General features: G+C 64.1%; 13 protein-coding genes and 1 pseudogene. 8 read left to right on the top strand and 6 right to left on the bottom strand.

The window, feature by feature from the left end:
• Nucleotides 1–27 precede the first annotated feature (27 nt).
• Nucleotides 28–1,881, top strand: coding sequence for an ATP-binding protein (locus ACVWZ4_RS20005; RefSeq protein WP_456699134.1), 1,854 nt, complete (start codon nucleotides 28–30; stop codon nucleotides 1,879–1,881).
• Here ACVWZ4_RS20005 and ACVWZ4_RS20000 read toward each other — a convergent pair.
• Nucleotides 1,870–2,910, bottom strand: coding sequence for an AraC family transcriptional regulator (locus ACVWZ4_RS20000; RefSeq protein WP_456790508.1), 1,041 nt, complete (start codon nucleotides 2,908–2,910; stop codon nucleotides 1,870–1,872). The two genes, ACVWZ4_RS20005 and ACVWZ4_RS20000, sit on opposite strands and share 12 nt — an antisense overlap.
• Nucleotides 2,911–3,094: 184 nt before the next feature.
• On the opposite strand from ACVWZ4_RS20000, the gene ACVWZ4_RS19995 reads away from it, so the two are divergent.
• The 5 genes and pseudogenes from ACVWZ4_RS19995 (at nucleotide 3,095) to ACVWZ4_RS19975 (ending at nucleotide 10,796) form a co-directional block, all read left to right on the top strand.
• Complete coding sequence (locus ACVWZ4_RS19995; protein WP_456699135.1) at nucleotides 3,095–3,544, top strand: cupin domain-containing protein; 450 nt, start codon at nucleotides 3,095–3,097, stop codon at nucleotides 3,542–3,544.
• 102 nt (nucleotides 3,545–3,646) lie between these two features.
• Nucleotides 3,647–5,140 (top strand): flavin-containing monooxygenase, encoded by a 1,494-nt coding sequence (locus tag ACVWZ4_RS19990; protein ID WP_456699136.1) that lies wholly within the window; start codon nucleotides 3,647–3,649, stop codon nucleotides 5,138–5,140.
• Between the two features lie 120 nt (nucleotides 5,141–5,260).
• A pseudogene (locus tag ACVWZ4_RS19985) lies at nucleotides 5,261–6,305 on the top strand (hypothetical protein).
• Nucleotides 6,306–6,435: 130 nt separating this feature from the next.
• The gene (locus ACVWZ4_RS19980; RefSeq protein ID WP_456741017.1) at nucleotides 6,436–7,629 is read left to right on the top strand and encodes an efflux RND transporter periplasmic adaptor subunit; all 1,194 of its coding nucleotides are present in this window, start codon (nucleotides 6,436–6,438) and stop codon (nucleotides 7,627–7,629) included.
• Between the two features lie 11 nt (nucleotides 7,630–7,640).
• The gene (locus ACVWZ4_RS19975) at nucleotides 7,641–10,796 is read left to right on the top strand and encodes an efflux RND transporter permease subunit (RefSeq protein ID WP_456741016.1); all 3,156 of its coding nucleotides are present in this window, start codon (nucleotides 7,641–7,643) and stop codon (nucleotides 10,794–10,796) included.
• A 164-nt stretch (nucleotides 10,797–10,960) separates the two neighbouring features.
• Here ACVWZ4_RS19975 and ACVWZ4_RS19970 read toward each other — a convergent pair whose 3' ends face one another.
• Nucleotides 10,961–13,210: a cation:proton antiporter domain-containing protein gene (locus ACVWZ4_RS19970; protein ID WP_456738216.1), complete on the bottom strand. Its 2,250-nt coding sequence runs from the start codon at nucleotides 13,208–13,210 to the stop codon at nucleotides 10,961–10,963.
• 149 nt (nucleotides 13,211–13,359) lie between these two features.
• Nucleotides 13,360–15,054, bottom strand: a complete 1,695-nt coding sequence (locus tag ACVWZ4_RS19965; RefSeq protein WP_456790313.1) for a methyl-accepting chemotaxis protein — start codon at nucleotides 15,052–15,054, stop codon at nucleotides 13,360–13,362.
• 427 nt (nucleotides 15,055–15,481) lie between these two features.
• On the opposite strand from ACVWZ4_RS19965, the gene ACVWZ4_RS19960 reads away from it, so the two are divergent.
• On the top strand, nucleotides 15,482–15,766 hold the full coding sequence (locus tag ACVWZ4_RS19960) for a hypothetical protein (RefSeq protein ID WP_456736064.1): 285 nt from the start codon (nucleotides 15,482–15,484) through the stop codon (nucleotides 15,764–15,766).
• A gap of 313 nt (nucleotides 15,767–16,079) precedes the next feature.
• Here ACVWZ4_RS19960 and ACVWZ4_RS19955 read toward each other — a convergent pair whose 3' ends face one another.
• Nucleotides 16,080–16,460: a response regulator gene (locus tag ACVWZ4_RS19955; protein WP_456741015.1), complete on the bottom strand. Its 381-nt coding sequence runs from the start codon at nucleotides 16,458–16,460 to the stop codon at nucleotides 16,080–16,082.
• Between the two features lie 5 nt (nucleotides 16,461–16,465).
• The gene (locus tag ACVWZ4_RS19950; protein ID WP_456699144.1) at nucleotides 16,466–16,855 is read right to left on the bottom strand and encodes a response regulator; all 390 of its coding nucleotides are present in this window, start codon (nucleotides 16,853–16,855) and stop codon (nucleotides 16,466–16,468) included.
• Nucleotides 16,856–17,727: 872 nt separating this feature from the next.
• Here ACVWZ4_RS19950 and ACVWZ4_RS19945 point away from each other — a divergent pair.
• Nucleotides 17,728–17,898 (top strand): hypothetical protein, encoded by a 171-nt coding sequence (locus ACVWZ4_RS19945; protein WP_456741014.1) that lies wholly within the window; start codon nucleotides 17,728–17,730, stop codon nucleotides 17,896–17,898.
• 91 nt (nucleotides 17,899–17,989) lie between these two features.
• Here ACVWZ4_RS19945 and ACVWZ4_RS19940 read toward each other — a convergent pair whose 3' ends face one another.
• A complete protein-coding gene (locus ACVWZ4_RS19940) occupies nucleotides 17,990–18,319 on the bottom strand; it encodes a GcrA family cell cycle regulator (RefSeq protein ID WP_456741013.1) in 330 nt (109 codons plus the stop codon).
• Nucleotides 18,320–18,343 lie beyond the last annotated feature (24 nt).

Genomic DNA, 18,343 nt, shown 5'->3' with positions numbered 1-18,343 from the left:
CGCGCCTGACGTCGTTGGTGTGAGAGCATGAAACTCAGGGGGCTTCTGACAGTCGCGATGACCGCTCAGGTCATCATGACCGCCGTCGCTCTCCTCGTCTCCAATTTTGTGGCCGGACCCGGGTTCGGCGTTGCCCAGATCGTCGCCGTGCTCGCAAGTGGCGCCGGCGCGATGCTGCTCGCGCGGCTCTGCACGCGCACGATCGAGACGGTGCAGGACAAGCGCGCTGCAGCGCAACTGGCCGAGCAGGCGCTGTCGAGTGCGCAAATGACCCAGGCCGTCATCAAGACCGCGCTGGATGCTTTCGTTCAGACCGACGCCAACGGGATCATCGTGGAGTGGAGCGTTCAGGCCGAGGCGCTGACCGGATGGACGCGCAGGGAGGCCCTCGGCTCTGATGTCGTCGACCTTCTCATCGCCGAGCCGCTCCGCGACGTGTTCAGGCAGCGCATGATGCGCCTCCTGCCGGAACTCTCGAATACGCCGATCGGCATCCGGTTCGAGGCGACGCTGCTGCACCGGGAAGGGAACGAGATCCTGATCGAGGCGTCGAGCACCGCGCTCCGCCTCGGCAGTCAAACCATGATCAACGTCTTCATCAAGGACGTGACGCAAAAGCGCGCCGCCGAGGAGCAACTGATCCAGGCGCAGAAGATGGAAGCGGTCGGCCAGCTCACCGGCGGCATCGCGCATGAATTCAACAACATGCTCACGGTGATCACGGGCACGATCGAGACCCTCGCCGACGCCGTGAGGGACAATCCACCGCTCGCGACCATCACCAAGCTGATCAGCGAGGCCGCCGATCGCGGCGCCGCGCTGACGTCCAGCCTGCTGTCCTTTGCGCGCAAGCAGGCGCTCCAGCCGGCCGAGATCGACGTCAACGACCTGCTCGAAGAGCTTTCAAAACTGCTGCTGGCGACCTTCGACAAGAAGATTGCGATCAAGACCAGGCTCGACGGCAGCGCCTGGCTCGCCTTCGCCGACCGCGGCCAGCTCTCATCGGCCTTGCTCAACCTCGCGATCAACGCCCGCGACGCGATGCCCGAGGGCGGCCGGTTGACGCTGTCGACGCGCAACGTCGTCTTCGGCGTCCGCGAAGCCGTCGCGGTCGGCGCCGGCTACGCCGGCGACTATGTCGAGATCGAGATCGCCGACACCGGCACGGGCATTCCGCAGGCGATCGCCGAACGCATCTTCGATCCGTTCTTCTCGACCAAGGACGTCGGCAAGGGCACGGGGCTCGGCCTCAGCATGGTGTTCGGCTTCGTCAAGCAGTCGGGCGGCGGCATCAAGGTCGATTCAGCCGAGGGCTGCGGCACGACGTTCACGATCTATCTCCCGAAAGCCGAGACCAGTGTGCTCCGCCCGGCCGGCTACGACGAACGCAAGATCGTGGGCGGGACGGAAACCATCCTCTGTGTCGAGGACGACCGCGATGTCCGTCACTACGTCACGCTCCAGCTCGAAAGCCTCGGCTACAAGGTCATCCCGGCCGCCAACGCCAGCGACGCGCTGGCCATCGCGGCGAAGGGGACGCAGTTTGATCTGCTGTTCACCGACATCGTGATGGCCGGCGCCCTGAATGGACGGGAGCTCGCCGACGAGATGGTCGCCGCGCGGCCCTCGTTGCGGGTGCTGTTCACGTCGGGCTATGCCCACGACGCCCCGCATGGACCGATACGCGCCACCATGGGTGCGCCGCTTCTGACAAAGCCCTACCGCAAGGCCGAGCTGGCACGCATGCTGCGCCGCTCGCTCGACACCGCCGTCGATGCCGCCGGCGATCCGATCCCGACGCCCTATTCGGTGCAGGCCGAGCTCGAAGGCTTCTTGCGGAAGCAGGAGAGCGACGAGCGGGCAACGCGATCAGGACAATAAACGCGAGCTCATCCGCCGTCGCAGCGTTGCCGACGGCGTTTCGCCGAATTTTTGGCGGTAGGCTCCGGACATGCGGCCGAGATGGGTGAAGCCGAGATCGAAAGCGATGTCGGTGATGGACACGCCTGGCGATGCCAGCACGAGCCGGGCATGGAGGCCGGCAAGCCTGATATCGAGCAACATCTCCGAGATCGACACGCCGAAGTGACGGCGGAAGCCGAGCTGGAGCGCGCGGATGCCTATCCCCGACGCAGCGGCCAGCTGTGCGAGGTCAAGCGCCTCGCCGGCATTGTCGGCGAGATGGTCCCGCGCCGCGCGAAGTGCCCGCGGCAGGCGTTCGGCTCGGCCCGAGAAGGTCCTTATGGCATCCGACAGGCCATGCCGCTGGCGGTTGAGAAGATGTTCGAGCAGCGTCTCGCGCCAGCCGGCCATCGCTGCCGGCGAGGGCCGTGCGGACGGTCCGAGACGCTCGGCGAGCATCATCAGCTCGGCCAGACTGGTCTGCAGCTGGCGGCCGGAGGGCGCGTTCAGGTCTATCGCGGGATCGAATTCGACCGCACCGGCCACCCCGCCGGACAGCGCTGCGGCGCGCTGCTCGACCATACGACGGTCAAACAGCAAAATCGCTTGCGCACAGTCATGCCACATCATCCGGGTCGGGAGGGTCGGCGACAGAAGCGACGCCGTGCTGCCGGGCCCGACATCAAAACCGGTGGCGCCCACAGAAATATGGGCGGTGCCCGTGAGCGGGATCTGCACAAGAAAGAACCGGTCGAGGCAGCCGGGATCGATGCTGACGGTCCCGCCATAGGCGACGTAGTTGATGGAAAACCCGTCGAACCCTGCGCAATTGTGTCGGGCCGAAAATCCGGAAGCACGCGCCTGCGCCGGCTTGAGATGGTGCGGGCAGAAGATGCGTCCAATCTGCTCGGCCGCTTCGTCGACGTCGTTCGTGGTGACGCGGGCGAACGCCGCAAGCCTATCAGCTGGCGACGAGCGTGTGCTCATTTGCTGCACGGCTGCGGACATCATCGACCCACGCTTCGTGTCGCTGAATTGTTTTAAGCCTATAATAGTTCCGCGGAGACGAAAAGGGGCACGCCGGCAAAATCGTCGTGCTGCACAGCAACAACACGACGGGATTCGTTTAGCGGATAGACAGGCGACCGGTCCCGGCGGAAGCTTCCTCGCCGGAGTTCACATGGAGGCGAGCATGACTGCACTCGAAAAGGGCATTACCGCAAACGGCACAGGCTATGGCGGCAAGACCTGGAATATCCTGGGTCAGGTCTATTTCCCAAAGGCCGTGACCGAGTCCACCTTCGCGTTCGAGACCAACAGCGATCCCGGCCAGTTCGTGCCGGTGCACATCCACCCGACCCAGGACGAGTTCATCCTGGTGCAGGAAGGCACACTCGACCTCAAGCTCGACGGCGCCTGGGTCAAGGCGCATGCCGGTGATCTCGTGCGCATGCCTCGCGGCATCCCGCATGGCTATTTCAACAAGTCCGACAAGCCATGCCGCGCACTGTTCTGGGTCTCGCCGATGCAGAAGCTGGAGGCGCTGTTCAACCAGCTCCACAATCTGACAGACCCCGCCGAAGTCGTGCGCATCTCGGCGCTGCATGAGGTCGAGTTCCTGCCACCCGAGGCCAACGACTAGCAACGTCCTCGTCTCGTCCCACCTGCTCGCGGTTCCGGCGGCCGCGCCTCGCGGCCGAACGAGGCCGCTTGCGCGCGAAACACTTCGATTGCGAGCCATCCCATGGTCAGCTCCAAGCATGTCTGCGTGATCGGCGCCGGCGTCTCCGGCCTCGCCACCGCAAAGGCGTTCTCTGCCCGCGGCCACCGCGTCACCATCGTCGAGCGCAGCGCCGATCTCGGCGGCGTCTGGGAGCCGGCGCGCTCCTATCCTGACGTGCAGACGCAAAGTCCCAAGGATCTCTACCGCTACACCGATCGCGCCATGCCGCAGGCCTATCCGGAATGGCCAACCGGGCCGCAGGTTCATGCCTATCTCGCCGGCTACGCGGAAAGTTTCGGCCTCGACCGCATGCTGCGCCTCAACACGAACGTTGCCGGCATGGCGCGACGCGCCGACGGCAAACCGGGCTGGACGCTCGCGCTGACGAACAAGGACGGCGCGACCACGAACGAGGACTTCGATTTCGTCGCGGTGTGCACCGGGCAGTTCAACGAGCCGCGCGCGCTGCATTGCCCGGGCGAAGACGGCTTTGTTGCGCAGGGCGGGCAGACCCTGCACTCGTCGAAATACAACGATCCCACGCTGGCGAAAGGACGCCGCGTCGTCGTGCTCGGCGGTTCGAAGTCGGCGACCGACATCGCCGTGAACGCGGTGAAGTCAGGCGCGCGCGAGGTCACAATCGTGATGCGCGAGCCGGTCTGGCGCCTGCCCTATTTCATCGGCGGGCTCGTGAACTTCAAGCGCATCCTCTACATCCGCGCGCAGGAGGAGATGTTTCCGGGCTGGGGCATCGGCGCAATGTCGAGGCTCGCATACCGTCTCGCTGGACCGCTGATCTGGGCGAACTGGCGCGGGCTGGAGAGCCTGCTGAAGGCCCAGCTCAAGCTCAACAAGTGCAACATGGTGCCGAAGGAGCGGATCGAGGACGGAGTCAACTGCTCGGTGCCGCTTGCAACGCCGGGCTTCTACCCAATGGTCGCCGACGGCCGAATCAAGGCGGTGTTCGGCACGTTCGATCATTATGAAGGCGACACCATCGTGATGAGCGGCGGCGAGCGCGTCGGCGCCGACGTCGCGGTGCTCGCGATCGGCTACAAGCTCGGCGTGCCATTCCTGCCCGATACCTATCAGTCAAAGCTGGTCGATCCGGACGGGCAGTACCGGCTTTACCGCCTGATCGCCAACCCTGATCTGCCCGACCTCGGCTTCGTCGGCTTCAACTCGTCGTTCTGCACCGTGCTCTGCGCCGATCTCGCCGCGAACTGGTTGGTGCGCTATGCCGACGGACAACTCAAGAACCAGCCGACGGCGCAGCAGATGCGCGACAACATCGAGATGATGCTGCACTTCAAGCGCGTCGAGCGGCCCGCCGCCGGTGTCTATGGCGGCCTGTGTGTCGCGCCATATCATTACCGTCATTTCGACGAGTTGATGGCCGATATTGGCGCAAAGACGCAGAAGCGCGGCGGGCTTGCCGGACATTTCCAGCCACCCGACGCTGATGCCTATGCAAAATTCCTGGCATCGGCGCCGGAATACAGGACCGCGGGATGAGATCAGACAGGCCGATTTGCGGCTCGCCAGATCGCGGGTTTGATGTTTACGATCCCATGACCAACGAATCTCCGGGACATGGGAACCGCCATGCGACCACCACCTCACATCGCTGCGGCCATGGCGGTGCTCGGGCTGTTCCTCGCGGCGCCCTCCCCGAGCCAGGCGCAAGCGCTGACCCCGACGCAATCGGAGGCGCAAGCCGCCTACGATCGCGCGCTCGGTGACTTCAAATCGGTTCTCGCCGAACGGCGCAGCCAGATCGAGGCGAAGCAGAAGCTGCCGAACCTGCCCGGCCAGGCGCTTTATCTCGCGCGCGTCGCTGTCATCAGCACTTACAAGGATCTTACGGACGCCGTGCCGTCGCGCATCGGTAAGCCGAACAAGTTCGGGATTCCGCCTGCTTATTTCGACGCCGCGATCGAGCCGCTGGTCGACGAATATGCAGATATTTTCGAGATCATGGAGGCGCCGCCCGCAAGCGCGCAGGCCTCAGTGACACCGTTCAAGGACGTCGTCGATCTCGGCACCGCGATTGCGCGCGCCAAGGGACTTGCACCGGCTGAAGCCGACGCTGCGGGCCGCATCAGCCTGGGGCTGTTCTATGCCGAGACGAATGGCAAGCAGAACGTCCGCAATGCGCGCTCGAACACCTATATGGGGAGCCTGCAGACCGGCCCGTCCGAAGACCGCAACGGCCAGCGCAAATGGGATGCGATCAAGGGTGCGATTGCGGCCGCCAATCCCGCATTGAACGCGCGCGACGACAAGGAAGAGGCGCGATCCCGCGGCACCGATCGTCGCTTCAATCACTGGACCAATGTGCGCGACGGTCTCATGAACGCGCATGCGGAGCTGTTCGCTGAAATCCCCGCGATCGTGAAGACGCTGCCCGATCCGATCGAGCAGATGAAGCTGTTCGAACTGATCCCAGATCATCCCGAGCCCGACGCGGTCGGCGCTGAAATCCGGCGACCTCCTGAACTACAGAGTGTCCGATCCCACCATCATGAAGCACTTGCGCAACAACAGCATCTTCGCTTTCGGCAAGGCCGACCGGGCGCGAAGCTCGGCCAGCTTCCGCGAGATCCTGGGCGCGATGTGGCTGTTCAAGCGGAAGTTCGACAAGGCGATGACGAAATACGCGGAGATCAAGCCGCGCTAGTTCTCCACCTTGTATCCGTTCCGTCGGCGTTTCAGCCAAGGCGGGCTGGTGACTGCCAGGGCTATGCTGTTCCACGGCCGGCGATTTGTTGCTAGCTTGGCGCGCCGACAGGCAATCATGGGGGCGACCGATGACCTCAGTGTATCCCGCCTATCCCGCGCAACGCCGTCACGCGTGGAGACCTATCGGGCAGGCTTTGGCGGCAACTATGGCCATGGTCGCGCTGGCCGGCTGCGAGGAGAAAAACACCTTCGTGGCGCCGCCGCCACCCAAGGTCGATGTCGCAACGCCGGTGCAGCGCCCCGTGACGCGCTATGTCGAAGCCACCGGCAACACCGCGCCGATCAAGAGCGTCGATCTCGTCGCACGCGTGCAGGGGTTTCTGCAGACGATCGAGTACACGGACGGCACGTTCGTCAAGCAGGGCACGCAGCTGTTCACGATCGAGCCGGAGACCTACAAGCTGAAGCTGGATCAGGCGCGGGCGGCCGAGGCTGGCGCCGAGGCCTCGGTCCGGCAAGCTGAAGCCGATTTCAACCGACAGGCCGAACTGGTGCAGCGGCAGGCCGTCTCGCAGGCGACACTCGACACCTCGACATCGACCCGCGACAATGCCCAGGCCAATCTCCAGCAGGCCCGTGCCAACACTGGGATCGCGGAGCTCAACTACAGCTATACCAAAGTGAGCGCGCCGTTCGACGGCATCGTCAGCGCGCACATGGTCTCGGTCGGCGAACTCGTCGGCGTCGCCTCCCCGACGCAGCTTGCGACCATCGTTGCGATGGACCCGATCTGGGTCAACTTCACTGTCAACGAGCAAGACGTGCTGCGGATCCGCGCCGAGGCGCAGCGGCGCGGATTGACCGCCGCCGACCTCAAGCAATTCCCGATCGAGATCGGCCTGCAGACCGAGACGGGCTATCCGCATGAGGGCAAGCTCGACTACGTCGCGCCCACCCTCAATTCGTCGACCGGCACGCTCGCGGTGCGCGGCCTCGTGCCCAACGACAAGCGCGTGCTTCTTCCCGGTTATTTCGTCCGCGTCCGCGTGCCGTTCGACCAGGACAAGAACGCCCTCCTCGTCCCCGACAGCGCGCTCGGCAGCGACCAGGGCGGGCGCTATCTGCTGGTGGCCAACAATGACAATGTCGTCGAGCAGCGCAAGGTGCAGATTGGGCCGACCGACAACGGCCTGCGCGTGATCGAAAGCGGCCTGAAGCCTGATGACCGGGTGGTCATTTCGGGGCTGCTGCGTGTGATCCCGGGCCAGAAGATCGACCCGCAACAAACCAAGATCGAGCAGCCGCAGGCGTCAGCCAATTAGGAGCGCCGGCCATGATCTCAAAATTCTTCATCGAGCGGCCGGTCCTCTCGAACGTCATCGCGCTGCTGATGATCCTGATCGGCGGCGTCGCGCTGTTCAATCTCGCGATCGCCCAATATCCCGATGTGGTGCCGCCGACGGTGCAGGTGACGACGCGCTATCCCGGCGCCAGCGCCAAGACCGTGATCGACACCGTGGCCTTGCCGATCGAGCAGCAGGTCAACGGCGTCGAGGACATGCTCTACATGCAGTCCTACAGCGGCTCCGACGGCACCTACACCCTGACGGTGACCTTCAAGATCGGCACCGATCTCAATTTCGCGCAGGTGCTGGTGCAGAACCGTGTTTCCAGCGCGCTGTCGCAACTGCCGCAGTCGGTACAGAACCAGGGCGTCACCGTGCAGAAGAGGTCGACCTCGATCCTGCTGTTCGTCACGCTGACCTCTCCGGACAAGACCTTCGACAGCCTCTATCTGAGCAACTACGCCACCATCAACATCCGCGACGAGCTCTCCCGCCTGCCCGGCGTCGGCAACGTCACGGTGTTCGGCGCCGGCCAGTATTCGATGCGGATCTGGCTCGATCCGAACAAGCTGCAGGCGCGCGGATTGGTGCCGCAGGATGTCATCCAGGCAATCCAGCAGCAGAGCCAGCAGGTCTCGGCCGGACAGGTCGGTGCGCCACCGACGCCGCCGGGACAGGCGTTCCAGTACACGCTCAACGTCAACGGGCGGCTCGACGACGCCACGCAGTTCGAGAACATCATCGTCAAGACGGGCAGCAGCGGCGACGTCACGCGCGTGCGCGACGTCGGCTCGGTCGAGCTCGGCGCGCAGACCTACAGCCAGATCTTCTCTCTGAACAAGCAGCCCGCCACCGGCATCGGCGTTTTCCAGTCGCCGGGCGCCAACGCGCTTCAAGTCGAACAGGCGGTCGAGAGGAAGATGGTGGAGCTCGCCAAGCGCTTTCCGGAAGGAATCAAATACGACACGCCGTTCGACACGACGAAATTCGTGAACGCCTCGGTCCACGAGGTCTACATGACCCTGATCGAGGCCGGCCTGCTGGTGCTGGTCGTGATCCTGGTGTTCCTGCAGGACTGGCGCGCGATGCTGGTACCGGCGACCACGGTGCCGGTGACCATCATCGGCGCGTTCGCCGCGATGGCGGCGCTCGGATTCACCATCAACATGTCGACGCTGTTTGCGATCGTGCTGGCGATCGGCATCGTCGTCGACGACGCCATCGTCGTGGTGGAAGGCGCCGCCCACAATATCGAGCAGGGCATGAACGGCCACGACGCCGCTATCAAGGCGATGGACCAGCTGTTCGCGCCGATCGTCGGCATCACACTGGTGCTGATCTCGGTGTTCCTGCCGGCCTCGTTCCTCGCCGGCCTCACGGGCCGCATCTACTCGCAATTCGCGCTGGTGATCGCGGCGACCGCGCTGCTGTCGGCCATCAACGCGGCGACCCTGAAACCGACGCAATGCGCGCTGTGGCTGCGTCCGGCCGTGCCCCCGGAGCGGCGCAATTTCTTCTATCGCGGCTTCAATGCGGTGTATGACCGCGTCGAGCGCGGCTACGCGCGGCTGATCACTTTCCTGGTCAAGCATGCAACCGTCTCGGTCGTATTCGCACTGATCCTGATCGGGATCGGCGGCTACGGCCTGTCTCGGGTGCCGACCGGCTTCCTGCCGATCGAGGATCAAGGCTACCTGATCGCCGCCGTGCAACTGCCCGACGGCGCCTCGCTCGAGCGGACCCAGAAGGTGCTCGACAGGGCCGCCGACATCATCAAGGCCACGCCCGGCGTCCAACAGGTCATCACCATCGCCGGCATCTCCGCGCTCGACAACAGCGCGAGCCTCGCCAATGCCGGCGTCGCCTACATCATCCTGAAGGATTGGGATGCGCGCGGCAAAGGCGAGGACCTGCGCTCGCTGGTGTACGGGCTCAACGACAAGGTCGCCGATATCATGGAGGCACGCACCCTGGTGCTGCCGCCGCCCCCCATCCAGGGCATCGGCAATGCCGCCGGTTTCTCGATGCAGGTCGAGCTGCGCGACGGCAATAGCGATTTCGGCAAGCTGCAGGCCATCACCGCCGCGATGGTCTCCAACGCCCAGAGCCAGAGCGCACTCCAGCGCGTCTCGTCCTCGTTCCGCTCGGCGGTGCCGCAATTCAACGTCGAGATCGACCGCGTCAAGACGCAGACGCTGCACCTGACGACGGACGCCGTGTTCTCGGCCCTGTCGACCTATCTCGGCTCGTCCTACGTCAACCAGTTCAACAAATTCGGCCGCGTCTTCCAGGTCTATACCCAGGCCGATCCCGGCTTCCGCGTCACCGAGCGCGACATCGCCAACATGCAGGTGCGCAACTCGAACGGCGACATGATCCCGATCGGCACGGTGGCCACGATCACGCCGGTCACCGGGCCGTCGCTGATCAGCCTCTACAACCTCTACCCCTCCTCGACCATCGTCGGCCTGCCGGCGCAGGGCTATTCGTCCGGCCAATCGCTCGAGCTGATGGAGGAGATCGCGGACAAGACGCTGCCGCCGGGCACCGGCTATGAGTGGACGGCGATGTCGTACCAGGAGAAGGCGGTCTCGAACCAGATCTACTGGGTGTTCGGGCTCGCCATGCTGCTGGTCTATCTCGTGCTCGCCGGCCAGTATGAAAGCTGGTACGCGCCGATCTCGGTGATCCTGGCGGTGCCGCTCTCGCTGCTCGGGCCGATGCTGATCCTCTCGGGGCTGAAGATCGAGAACAACCTCTACTGCCAGATCGGCCTGATCCTGCTGATCGCGCTGTCCGCCAAGAACGCGATCCTGATCGTGGAGGTCGGGCTCGAGCTGCACGGCCGCGACGGCAGGCCGGTGCTGGAAAGCGCGGTCGATGCGGCGCGCGCGCGCTTCCGCCCGATCCTGATGACCTCGTTCGCCTTCATCCTCGGCGTGGTGCCGCTGGTGATCGCGACCGGCGCCGGCGCCAGCGCCCGCAAGTCGATCGGCATCACGGTGTTCTCGGGCATGCTGGCCTCGACCTGCCTCGCGGTGCTGTTCGTGCCGGCCTTCTTCGTGGTGGTGCAGCGATTCGAGAACTGGCTGGAGCAACGCAAGACACCGAAGGCGCAGCCGGCCGCGGCGGTGAAATCTTGAAACAACCCCATGCACAGTAGGGATGGGGTTGAAAAGGCCCAAGGACTTCGTTTTTGCAGAATTTAGCTTGCACCGTCGGGCAAAACACCGGCATGATGGCATCATCGGCGGCATGCGTGAGGTGCCTGCTCCGTCATTGCGGGCGCAGAAGAGCGCACCGTCGTTCAACCCTTCTCGCTCGCCACCTGCCGCGCCTCGCCGCTCGAGACCAGCAGCACCGAGACCTTCGACTGCCTGAGCACCGCGTCCGCGACGCCGCCGAAGGAGAGATGCTCGCCCTGGATGCGGTCGACGCCCATGACGACGAGATCGACGTCGGTGGTGTCGATCTCGCGCAGGATCGCCGCCTCCGGCGCCCGGTTCACGCGCAGGGTCGTGGTGAGGTCGACGTCGTAGCGGGCGGCGAGATCGCTGGCGTCCTTGAGGATGCCTGCTTCCTGGGTCAGCCCGCGCGAGGCGCCGCGCTGCGCGCCCTTGTCGCGCGTCGTCGCGACATAGATCACGCGCAGCGAGCCCGATCCCGCCTGCGTCAGCGCCACCGCAACCTCGGCGCCGCGCTTGGAAATGCTGCTGCCCGAGATGGGAACGAGGATGTTGAGCCCATCGGGAACCGGCTGCTTCAGATGCTTGCCCTTGGCCGCCACGATCGCGAGCGGCCCCTCGAACTTTGCAGCGATGTCCTCGATCTTGCGGTCGAAGCGGTCCTTGGTCGCGGTGACCTTGTCGACGCCGACGACGAGGAGATCGAAACCCTTGCGCGCCTCCTCAGTGATGGTTTCGCCGAGCTCCGCGCGCCGCGCGCGGGTGACGACGTCGACATTGCCGGCGTCACCGCTGGGGGCGACGGTTTCGGCGGCCTTCTTCACGACGGTCTCGTGGCTCTCCGCCTCGGCCTGCTGCTTGGCGCGCATGCCGATATGCAGCACGGTGACGGGAAAGCCGCGCATGCCGGCGATCAGGCCCGCGACGTGGGCGGCGAAGGTGGCATTGACGCTCTCATCGACCGCGAGCAACGGACGCTCGAGATTGGCGACGAAGCCGCGCTTCTCGAACTCCTCGCGCTCCAGCCGCTCCTTCTCGTCCTTGTTCATCGGCAGCTTTGCCAGCGCCGCGCGCAGCATCGGCGGCATCGCCATCGTGGTCACGATCGCCATGGTCACGATCATCGTGAACAGATTCTGGCTGAGCACGCCGATGGAGAGGCCGATGGTGGCGATGATGACCTCGGTCGAGCCGCGCGCATTCATCCCGCTCGCCAGCGCCAGCGATTCCCGCGTGCTCAGGCCGCCGACAGTGCCGCCGACGAAGGCGCCACCGAACTTGCCGAGACTTGCGATCACGACGAGCAGGCCGGTGAGCATCAACAGACCGGGATCGCGCAGCACCGAGAGATCGGCGCTGAGGCCCGCAAGCCCGAAAAACACCGGCATGAAGAAGCTCGAGATCAGCCCGCGCAACCGCTCGTCGATCTGCCGAGTCAGGATCGGCGACTCCCCGACCAGGATGCCGGCGACGAAGGCGCCGAGCACGGTATGGACCCCGATCGCATGCGTGATCAGCGCCATCACGCCCATCAACAGCAGGATCACGGTGATGACCGCCGCCACGCTGACGAGGTTGTCGTTGGCCCAACGAATGAGCTGAAACACCAGCCTTCGACCGATGGTGAAGCTGACGGCGAGGAAGGCGAGCGTGCCGAGCACGGCTTTCGCCACCGAGGCGATGTCAGGCGTGCCCTGCGAGGCCAGGCTGAAGATGACGGCAATGATGATCCAGCCGATCGTGTCGTCGATCACGGCGGTCGCGACGATGATCTGGCCGACATTGCGGCGCATGAAATTCATCTCGCGCACGACCACGGCGACGATCTTGACCGAGGAGATCGACAGCGCCGTGCCCATGAACAGCGAGGCGACGAGACGCTGCTCCGGCTTCGGCAGCAGCGCATCAGGGAGGAATTCGCCGAGCGCGAAGCCGCAGGCGAACGGCACGAGGATGCCGGCGATCGAGATCGCGATCGCGGCCTTGCCGACCTTCCTGACCAGCTTGAGATCGGTCTCCATGCCCGTCAGCAACAACAGCAGCAGGATGCCGACTTGCGCGATGCCGTCGAGCATCGCCTTCTGCTCGGGGGTTTTGGGAAAGATCGCGGCCTGCGCCTCCGGCCAGATCCAGCCGAACAGCGACGGACCGAGGATGATGCCGGCGAGCAGCTCGCCGATCACCGAAGGCTGGCCGATGCGCTGCATGATCTCGCCAAGGCCGCGGCCGACCGCGATCAGCAGCACGATCTGGGCCACCAGCAGGAATTCGGAAGGCGCCGCCGATTTGCCGCCCTCGGCGCCGGCCGCCATGGTGGTGAGGACAAGCGCCGCGGGGACAAGGCCGACCGGCCGGAGCAGGCTCCACTGCATGCAGGCGTCTTTCCCCCGTTTGCTGTCCCGGCAAAGTGCCGGGGCCACGGCGATAGAACCCGCGGGAGGCGGAGCGGGTTCCCTGCGTGTCGCGGCGGGGTTCGGGTCCCGCAAGCGGGAAAGGGAGCGCAGGCACGGCAGGCGGAGCTCTAGGCTGCCGACTGGAGAGCCTGGAGTCTCCGCACGAATCCCAACGCCGCCTCGTTCAGATCGCCAAACCTGCTGCGCAGCGCCTCGGCGCGTGAGCCCGCGCCCTGCGCAATCGACTGGCCCATGACGGCCTTCGAACATACATCCTCCACTGACTTCCGGAGATGCTCGGCGCCCTCCGCGGCGCTGCGGGCGGCGCGATTGATGTCGCTTGTGGCGCCGCTCTGTTCCTGGACCGCTCTCGCAATCGTCGCGCTCTGCTCTCTGATGTCCCTGATGACGTCGACGATCGCGGCGATTTCGCTTGCCGCCGCCTGCGTCGCCGACTGGATGCCGAGCACCTGGGACGAGATGTCCTCCGTCGCGCGTGCGGTTTGCGTCGCGAGCGTCTTGACCTCCGCCGCCACGACGGCAAAGCCACGGCCCGCTTCGCCCGCGCGCGCCGCTTCGATGGTCGCATTGAGCGCCAGCAAATTGGTCTGACCGGCGATATCGCTGATCAATTCCACGACGCTCCCGATCTTTGTCGCGGCTTGCACCATGCTCTCCACCATTAACCCGGCCTGGGTTGCGCGGCCGCTGGCGATGTCAGCCACCTGGCTTGCTTCCTGGGCCCGTCCATTGATGTTGCGCGTGGAGGCATCGAGTTGCTCGACTCCGGCAGCCATGGTCTGCACGCTGCCGGCGATGCCCTCTGCGGACGCCGACGCCGTGCGGCTGCACGATAGATTGTCGGCGTTGAACCGCTCGAGTTCCTGGATCGCATCGGCAATGTGTCCGGCCGCCGCAACGACCTCGTCCACCGAGCCGACGACTGACTCCTCAAAGGACGAGGTCGCACGCGCAAGAACATCTCTCAGCTCGCTTTCCGCCTGCATCTTGAGCTGCGCTTGCGACGTCTGAAGCGACAACCGATCGGCCGAATGGTCACGCAGGACGGCGACCGCCGCGGCCATCGCGCCAATCTCGTCACGCCGGTCCAAGCCTGGAATGCTCCCTTCGATCTCACCCGACACGATCTTGCGCAGACGCTCCTCGAGCCGCCGCAGCGGCCGGGAGATGGTTCCTGCGATCAGAACCGCAAACGCCACACTCATGAGCACGACAAGCAGCGCGAGACCTCCGAGCCGCAGCGCCGCGGCCTTGAACGACGCGTCGAGATCGTCGACATACATGCCACTGATGACCATCAGCTTCAGGTCCGGAACCGCCCTGACGAAGGCCTGTTTGCGCAGCGGCTCCGGCTGGCCGTTGCGGGGGAAATGATAGGTGACGGTCCCGGCGCCGGCGCTATGGGCGAGATCGACGATCTCGCGGCGGAACAGGCGCCCGTTGACGTCGCCCTTGTCGATCAGGTTCTTCCCGACGTTCTCGGGCGTGCCCCCGTCGGCCAGATTGAGCCCGTCCCAATCGTAAACGAAGAAGTAGTTGTTGCCGTCATACCGCGATGGCGCGACGATCTCCCTGATCCTCGCAACCAATTCGTCGCGCCTCATGCGGCCCGACAGCACCTCTGGCTGATAGGCTGCGATCTGCGATGCCACCACATCCACCGCGCCGCGCAGCGCCCTCGTCCGCTCGGCCTCCATCTGATCGCGCAACTGGATGAGGGACACGCCGACGAGAACCATCATCGCCAGAACACTGCCAAGCGTGAGCATGCCCAGCCGCCACGCGATCTTGATCTTCTTCATGCGAAATCCCTTGTCGCTGCAATGAATGCCGAAGCTTGCAGCCGAAAGCTTGACGAGGACTTTCACTCAGGGAGCGGAAGGCGGCGTCTTCTGCAGAATGTTATGCGTAATTTGCATCGGCCAGTCGGATCTCGCATCGAAAGGCGATGGGGATGCCGGCCGCGACGGAAGCCGCGGCCACGCTTCGTCGGGCAAAAAGGTACCGGCGCCCGAGACGAATCTGCAATCTTACCGGAGGTGTGCGCTTGGCCGGTGTGAGCCGAGCAGGTGCGGTGTCACGAGGTTCGTTCACAAGGGCAGACCGGAAGAGAACGGCAGACGGCCAAAGTGACGTAATTGACCCGGAGCGGCCTTCAGATCGAAAGAAATTCTCGCTACCTTTCAGGCGAGCCAGCACTTCAGGTGGTCGCGTCCGGCAGGGAGCCTAATGAACATTTCGCTCGCACTCATCGCCGCCACCCTGCCTGCGGACTTTTCCGAACTAGAGGCGGATGCGACACTGGATGGTCACCGGCATCTGACCCGCTTCGCCGCGGAGTTTGCGTCTGAGCGAGCCATGTTCCACGCGATTTACACGTGTCGCGTGGATGGCCAATTGGCTGGGACTGGGGCAATTACGGACGAACCTGCGATGACCGTGCATCCCGGCAGGCGGATGCGCCGGCTTACGTGCACCGTCGATTTAGACGGCGCGAAATTGCCCGCACCATAGCGAGCGCGCTGATGTTGCAAGCGGCAACCAAGGTTTCCATCGTGACTGCGCACGCAGGAAACGATGGGGCCGCCAAGTTTTGGGAGGCGATTGGATTTAGACCCGTGCAAGATCAGGCTTGGTCTCACGAAGTACGGATAACAACCAAGTCCTGAGGTGCGGCAATGGCCCCTCAGCCGAACCACGCTGATCCCATCGTGGTGTCGGCTTCCGGCAGCAGTGGAGCGGACACGGGAGCGCGCCTGTGCCAACAGCCGCTCTTGTCACACAGCGGACCCCATGTCGGCGATATGCGCTGGCTAATCGGAGGACCTCACGTCCGCTTTCGCGTCGCCAACAGTTGGCGGATGTGGTCCAGCACGGGTCGATAATCCAGCCTCTTCGCGGCGTGCGGACCGTCCTCGCAAAGATCACCTGCCAACGCGAGAACCCTCCCGACTGTCGCGCCCAGCATCGTCTTCACAGTCGGCTGGTTGCTCCGAATCCACGCAGAAAGAGCAAACCCCGAACCGGTGGGGCCGCCTACGTCGATCAAGGCGGCATCGATAAAGTGTTTCCCGCCTTCGAGGCATTCACGAGCGTCGTCGTGGTGAGTTGCTTCCACAACGCGGTAGCCACACTCGCGAAGGTACTCCGCCAGCGGATGGCGCACGAGCACATCTTGCTCGACAATCAACACAGTTGTTGTTTGCATGCAGATTACAGCGCCGGGCCGAGCATCTCCGCGATCAGCATTGCGATCTGCTTGGGATCGTAGGGCTTGCGGATGAACCTACCTACGCGGCTCGCTGCGCTCTCCAATTCTATGCTTCCGGAGGCAACGAGGATAAGGAGCATCGGTTGCATATCGCGTACCCTCCCAGCCAACGCAAGGCCATCAAGGGTTCCCGGCATTCGGACGTCGGTTATAAGCGCGTCAATCCGCTCGCCTGATGCAATGTAGTCCATCGCCTCATCTGCGGTGCTCGCCTCAACAACCTCAAGCCCCACGCCTCGAAGCTGCTCAGCGACGTCGAATCGGATGAACCATTCGTCCTCCACGAGCAAAACCCTCACGCGCTCACTCTTCAGCTGCTCTTGGGGGACCATTGTTGCTCCTCGGACGCTGGTCGGCCAACCTCCGGAGTGGCGCAACGTTCCAAACCATTGACTTGTTCGCTAATTGCATGCCGCAAGCACCACCAAAAGTATCCCATGTTAGTGGGGAGTTCTGCTCGCGATGATAGATGTTGCCCATCACCAGCAGCGGCTCTGTTCGTAGGCACCGGTGGCTGAGAGACCGATTGCGCTCCCGCCTGCACAACCAGGGAGCGCAGCCATGCTAGTGCGCCGCGGAATTTGTCGTCCGTCCCAACACGAGTTCAACGAAATAGAACGATTACGAGAGCTCGTCACGGAAGCCCGAGACACCCTGATGCGATTTCCTGTGCCGGACACGTTCCTCGGGAGGAAAACACAGGAGCCGTTCCCGCAAGAGACCGCAAATGGCCGCTCGAAAATTCCGAATGATTCACATAGGTAAATTCCCGAATCAGGAACAGGTTGTTTGCTTGCGCCATCCTGCGTGACGGGGAAGTCACAATGCCTCATCGTATGTACCGTGCGTTAGAGCGGGATTGCCAGCTGCAGGCGGCCCTTACAGAGCACAAAGAAACGAGAGAGGAATTGAAGAAGATGCAAAGGGAGTACAAAGTCATAGCCGATTGGCTGGAGCGGCAATTGGCTGAGGCGGATCGGTCTCCCGATGTGCGATAGGTGCATCAGCATCGACAAAGAGCTTGCCGCGCTCAAACGTGTGAGACCTCTTGTAGACGATCAGCTGGCGCTGGCTCTGATGGCTGAAGTCGTCAAGGACCTTGATACAGAGCGGGCCACACTGCATTGGGACGAGAACCACACGACTAAGTGAATGGTCTGATCCGCACCGGCCACGGCGCGGAGTGTTGGCGGTTCATCCCGGCATGACTATCCCCGACAAACTGACGGAGTGTAAGGAAGCTAAGCCGTCCCGGCTGGAGCAGGCACGACTGGATGACTTCGCCTTACCTGCGGCGCAGTACGCGCTCAGCGGTGACGTGAGCATCGCCTATCAGGTCATGGGCAATGGTCTGGTGCCGGGCCTGGTTTCGTAGCCGCGAAGCGGACGAAGCCTTGGTACACGACGGCCGCCCCCTCGAGTTGGGCCAGGCACGGACGGAGCGCAACGAGTTTGAGGGTGAGCTATCAGCGAGTGTTTCTGACCGCCTCAGCCAGAATGGCGTAAAGCTGCGGCTTGCTGAATTCGTCTTGCTGCGGCCTCTTCCCTGTGTTTCGCGACACCTTCTTTGCGACTGGACGGGCGCAGGCTGCCGACGATGCCGGCCTCAGCTTCGGGGGCGGCCTTATGCTCGGTCTTGCTGTAGGTGGCTTGCGGCCGCGCTTCAGGCCCCTTCGGGTCAGCATGCCGCAGACCGCATTACGGCTGCACCCGAGACGGCGCGCAATCTGCGCGGCGCTCTGTCCTGCGGACCAGAGTTCAGTGAGAAGCGCGATGTCTTTCGCATCCCAGCCCATGGGAGATATCATAGCGCAGACTGC

Source organism: Bradyrhizobium sp. USDA 4472, assembly GCF_054058595.1.
Note: the sequence above shows the minus strand (reverse complement) of the source record. Positions and strands in the feature narration are given on the sequence as shown.

Coding starts and splice junctions, on each gene's coding strand:
- ACVWZ4_RS20000 (WP_456790508.1), bottom strand. CDS start 2,910: ATGTCCGCAGCCGTGCAGCAAATGAGCACACGCTCGTCGCCAGCTGAT.
- ACVWZ4_RS19990 (WP_456699136.1), top strand. CDS start 3,647: ATGGTCAGCTCCAAGCATGTCTGCGTGATCGGCGCCGGCGTCTCCGGC.
- ACVWZ4_RS19970 (WP_456738216.1), bottom strand. CDS start 13,210: ATGCAGTGGAGCCTGCTCCGGCCGGTCGGCCTTGTCCCCGCGGCGCTT.
- ACVWZ4_RS19995 (WP_456699135.1), top strand. CDS start 3,095: ATGACTGCACTCGAAAAGGGCATTACCGCAAACGGCACAGGCTATGGC.
- ACVWZ4_RS19955 (WP_456741015.1), bottom strand. CDS start 16,460: ATGCAAACAACAACTGTGTTGATTGTCGAGCAAGATGTGCTCGTGCGC.
- ACVWZ4_RS19950 (WP_456699144.1), bottom strand. CDS start 16,855: ATGGTCCCCCAAGAGCAGCTGAAGAGTGAGCGCGTGAGGGTTTTGCTC.
- ACVWZ4_RS19960 (WP_456736064.1), top strand. CDS start 15,482: ATGAACATTTCGCTCGCACTCATCGCCGCCACCCTGCCTGCGGACTTT.
- ACVWZ4_RS19980 (WP_456741017.1), top strand. CDS start 6,436: ATGACCTCAGTGTATCCCGCCTATCCCGCGCAACGCCGTCACGCGTGG.
- ACVWZ4_RS19945 (WP_456741014.1), top strand. CDS start 17,728: ATGACTATCCCCGACAAACTGACGGAGTGTAAGGAAGCTAAGCCGTCC.
- ACVWZ4_RS19940 (WP_456741013.1), bottom strand. CDS start 18,319: ATGGGCTGGGATGCGAAAGACATCGCGCTTCTCACTGAACTCTGGTCC.
- ACVWZ4_RS19975 (WP_456741016.1), top strand. CDS start 7,641: ATGATCTCAAAATTCTTCATCGAGCGGCCGGTCCTCTCGAACGTCATC.
- ACVWZ4_RS20005 (WP_456699134.1), top strand. CDS start 28: ATGAAACTCAGGGGGCTTCTGACAGTCGCGATGACCGCTCAGGTCATC.
- ACVWZ4_RS19965 (WP_456790313.1), bottom strand. CDS start 15,054: ATGAAGAAGATCAAGATCGCGTGGCGGCTGGGCATGCTCACGCTTGGC.